Source organism: Pseudoalteromonas sp. AOP7-A1-14 (assembly GCF_052376275.1).
GTDB lineage: Bacteria > Pseudomonadota > Gammaproteobacteria > Enterobacterales > Alteromonadaceae > Pseudoalteromonas.
This window is the reverse complement of sequence record NZ_JBQSVO010000190.1, coordinates 1-3,482: the sequence shown is the minus strand read 5'-3', so window position 1 is coordinate 3,482 and position 3,482 is coordinate 1. Positions and strand designations below refer to the sequence as shown.

The following is a 3,482-nucleotide window of genomic DNA, read 5'->3' as shown; positions in this document are numbered from 1 at the left end:
TATAGCTGATGGCAACATTAGCTTTATAAAAGAGAAAAATACGACAATACTTTCTTGCCAATTGATTGGCGAAGTAAACACACCGATTGTAGGGGGCTATCTCGCACTGTTAAATAAATATATTTTAACTAATAGTGTCAAAATGGGCTTAAATAACTTAAAAACCACCACACAAATTAATCCGATTGAGCTTGATGAGAAAACTGATGAGTATAAAAGCAGCGCAAGCAAAGATTAATCGAGCCACTATTATTGAATCTCAACTTGGCTACAGTATTAGCAAAAAGCACAGAAAGTTAGGCGAAGCTAGTGACAACCGTTATGTTAATCAAGGCAGGAACCCCTTAGGGTATCAAATAAAAAGTGACTGTTCGCGATTAAGTAGAGCACAAAAACGTCAGCAGCTACGGCTTATTAAGCGACAGCAAAATATTGAAACTATTATGTCACTGGCAATGAGTTTTTGTTGTGACGTTACCAGAGTTAATTCCCCTGATAGCGATTGAATCGAGCGCTTTATTGCTCTTTGTGAAGATACGTCTAATGACCCCTCCAAAACTGTAAGTACAGCACTAGGAGATGAGTTTGCAGTAACGTGGCACAGTAAAAATAGTGCCACGTTATCTACTAACTCAAAGCAAATTAAGCCTATAAACTTAATTTGTTAGAAGTGAATTTGCACACCCGCGAATGGGCCTGATGCGTCGATATCGGTATAAATGCCATCAATATCATCAAGCTCTAATGTCATTGAGCGATAACCTGCTTTAACATCTAAATCAATCGCTAGGTTATCAAGTAATGCATACGCAATACCGGCTTGGTAGTCTTGTACTTTGCTGTCATCTATTGCCAATAAGCTACCTTCAAAGAACACGCTTAACCCCGTAAGCGGTAAACCCACTTCGGCACGGCCATAAGCAAGAGGTACAAAACCTGAAAATTCTACAGTTTCTGTATTTAAACCTGTTGCACTGTCACGCACAGTAATTTCACCGTCAAACTGTTTAGCATTAAGACCTAAATCAATAGACACTAAATCGTTGTCGAATATTTCATAATATAAAATATAATCAACGTGTGATAAGTCACTAACCGTATTAACTGAAGAGCCTAGAGGAAACACAGCATCACCAAACTCAAAACCTTCATCTAGAGAAGCTGAGCCATTAAGCTCTAAATCTGTATACTTAAGCTTGATATTAGGCACCAACGGAATTGGATGCTCTAAAGCTGCATAATAACTAGTATAGGTTTCATCTTCAAAATCGAAGGCTTGCATATTTCCTTTATCAGCAAAACTACCGCTGTTATCCGAATGCCAACCGTCTGCACCTATATAAAGTCCCAATAAAGTATCAGCCTGCACGGCGGGGGCTACACATGCCATTGAAAGGGCGGCTGCTAAACAATACTTTTTCATTTTTTATCCTTGCGCTAAAAGTTCGCTAAGTTCAATTAAAGCCGCATTGGCTCGAGATATATAGTTTGCCATTACTAGTGAGTGATTGGCAACAAAACCAAAGCCATCACCATTTAAAATCATCGGGCTCCATAAACTTTCTTGAGTGGCCTCTAACTCACGAATAATTTGCTGCAAACTGACACGGGCATTTTTCTTTTCTAAAACATCCGCAAAATCATATTCAACGGCTTGTAAAAAATGCAATAAAGCCCAGGTTGCACCACGAGATTCATAAAATACATCATCAATTTTAAGCCACGGTGTTTTCGTTTGGTTTTCAAGTGGCTTGTAGGTTGCCTGATGTGCAGCGCTGTCACCGGCTAAATCAGTGTTAAGGCGGTCTTGACCTACACTTGCACCTAATCGCTGGCTTAAACTACCTAAGCGCTTTTCAGCTTCTTTTAACCATCCACGCAAGTTATCTGCACGGGCATAAAACTGACTTTGTCGATCGCCACTGTCACTGATCTGGCTGCGATAGACAATCAGTAAATCAATGCCTTGTTGGTACTCACTCTCTGCACTTGGCCACGCCCATGCTTCTGAATTAATATTAAATTGTGGCTGAGCGTTTTTAAGCGCTTCGTGCTCAGTTGACTGTGATTGAGAACGGCTAAAACCTTTACGCATGGAAAGCACTAAATCGCGCGTCATTTCTAAAGCCCCATACTCCCAAGCTGGCATGTTATCCATTATTACACTTGGTGGTAATACATCATTTGATAGATAACCACCGGGCTTATTAAGTAAAGTGCTGGCCACCTCAATAAGTGTTGATGTGGTTGTATAGCCGGTCACAAAATCTTCACCGCGTTGTTGTGCCTGTTGCTTAGCGTGACTTACTACATCGATTCGGTTTGGTTCACTGCTCCAATAAATAGCGATAGCATAAAAAGCAATCAATATTAATACCAGTGCTGTAACAATCTTCCCTTTGTGTTGTGACATTTTACCTCCTAATGATGTGAGTGCGAGTGCGTATCTTCAGTTTTTTTCGCCGCTTGGCTGGCAAGTGATACCACCGTTGCTTGAGTAAAAATTCTATTGCCATCACTAAAATATAGTGTGAGTTTGCGTTGTTGGCCTTCTTTTAATGGCTCTTCTGGTTCAAATGCCATTAAATGGTAGCTGCCTGGCTGAAACTTTATTTCACTATGGGCTTTTATTTCAAGGCTTTCAACTTGCTGCATTTTCATCATACCATCAACATGGCGATGCTCATGAATCTCAACGCGCCCTAGGCCATCTATTTCGGCTTTAACTAAAGTAATAGCGGTATCACTATGATTTATAAGATTTAAGTAACCAGCAGTTGATTTACTCGCAGGTAAAAACTCACGCACTTGTGCATCGCTAACCATTACATTAACTGCACCATCATCATGGCTGTGGCCGCTATGGGCGTTTACATTAAAAACCACAAAGCTTGTTGCAATAAGTATAGTTGTTAATAGAGAAGATACTCTTTTACTGATCATTTAAGCCCCTAGTATAAACATGTGTATAGGTGTAAATATAAATTAATAACCCCCTAAATTTAACATGTTTATAAAAAAATAGTCAGTTAATTTAAGAAGCCACGGTTTTGTTATCACTCACTAACCAACAGACCAAGGCTATCAGTATTAATGGCCACGCAAAGGCACTTAAACCAAATAAAATGGCGAATAAACAAATTAAAGCTAGTAGTGCAAATACACCAACAATACCAAGGCTTATCAATACTGCCCCGGCTACTATTGAAATAACTGCAAACAGCGCACCAAATACTTCCATGCCCGCCCAGCTTAAGTCAGCAATCCATAAAGGGACTTGCCATATATCAAAAGCACTCAGTTCAAAAGGGCTAACAAAGTAAAGAAGCGCCATGAAAAAAAGCAGAGCTGTTATGGTGGTTTTCATTAGAAACTCCTAAGATGCGCGTTCGTCTAAGCAAAAATGGGCTATTAAATAACCGACACCAATTAGCACAGGTAATTGAATTAATAAAATAACACTGACAATTCTGGTAGCCCAA

Annotated in this window: 5 protein-coding genes and 1 pseudogene; 2 read left to right on the top strand and 4 right to left on the bottom strand. The window is 39.6% G+C overall.

Annotation, left to right across the window (positions count from 1 at the left end):
• Together ACT3RM_RS17320 and ACT3RM_RS17315 are read left to right on the top strand one after the other, a co-directional pair.
• Positions 1-238, top strand: a pseudogene (locus ACT3RM_RS17320) (hypothetical protein); the annotation flags it as partial.
• Positions 207-506, top strand: a complete 300-nt coding sequence (locus ACT3RM_RS17315) for a DUF2806 domain-containing protein (RefSeq protein WP_441995374.1) — start codon at positions 207-209, stop codon at positions 504-506. The pseudogene ACT3RM_RS17320 and the gene ACT3RM_RS17315, both read left to right, overlap by 32 nt.
• A 158-nt stretch (positions 507-664) precedes the next feature.
• Here the strand turns inward: ACT3RM_RS17315 and ACT3RM_RS17310 are convergent, their stop codons facing one another.
• From ACT3RM_RS17310 to ACT3RM_RS17295, 4 genes are all read right to left on the bottom strand, one after another.
• Positions 665-1,423, bottom strand: a complete 759-nt coding sequence (locus ACT3RM_RS17310) for a TIGR04219 family outer membrane beta-barrel protein (RefSeq protein WP_441836072.1) — start codon at positions 1,421-1,423, stop codon at positions 665-667.
• Between the two features lie 3 nt (positions 1,424-1,426).
• Positions 1,427-2,413: a DUF2333 family protein gene (locus ACT3RM_RS17305; RefSeq protein WP_441836073.1), complete on the bottom strand. Its 987-nt coding sequence runs from the start codon at positions 2,411-2,413 to the stop codon at positions 1,427-1,429.
• Positions 2,414-2,421: 8 nt separating this feature from the next.
• Positions 2,422-2,943, bottom strand: a complete 522-nt coding sequence (locus ACT3RM_RS17300; RefSeq protein WP_441836074.1) for a copper chaperone PCu(A)C — start codon at positions 2,941-2,943, stop codon at positions 2,422-2,424.
• Positions 2,944-3,034: 91 nt separating this feature from the next.
• Positions 3,035-3,367, bottom strand: coding sequence for a hypothetical protein (locus ACT3RM_RS17295; protein ID WP_441836075.1), 333 nt, complete (start codon positions 3,365-3,367; stop codon positions 3,035-3,037).
• Between the last annotated feature and the right edge of the window lie 115 nt (positions 3,368-3,482).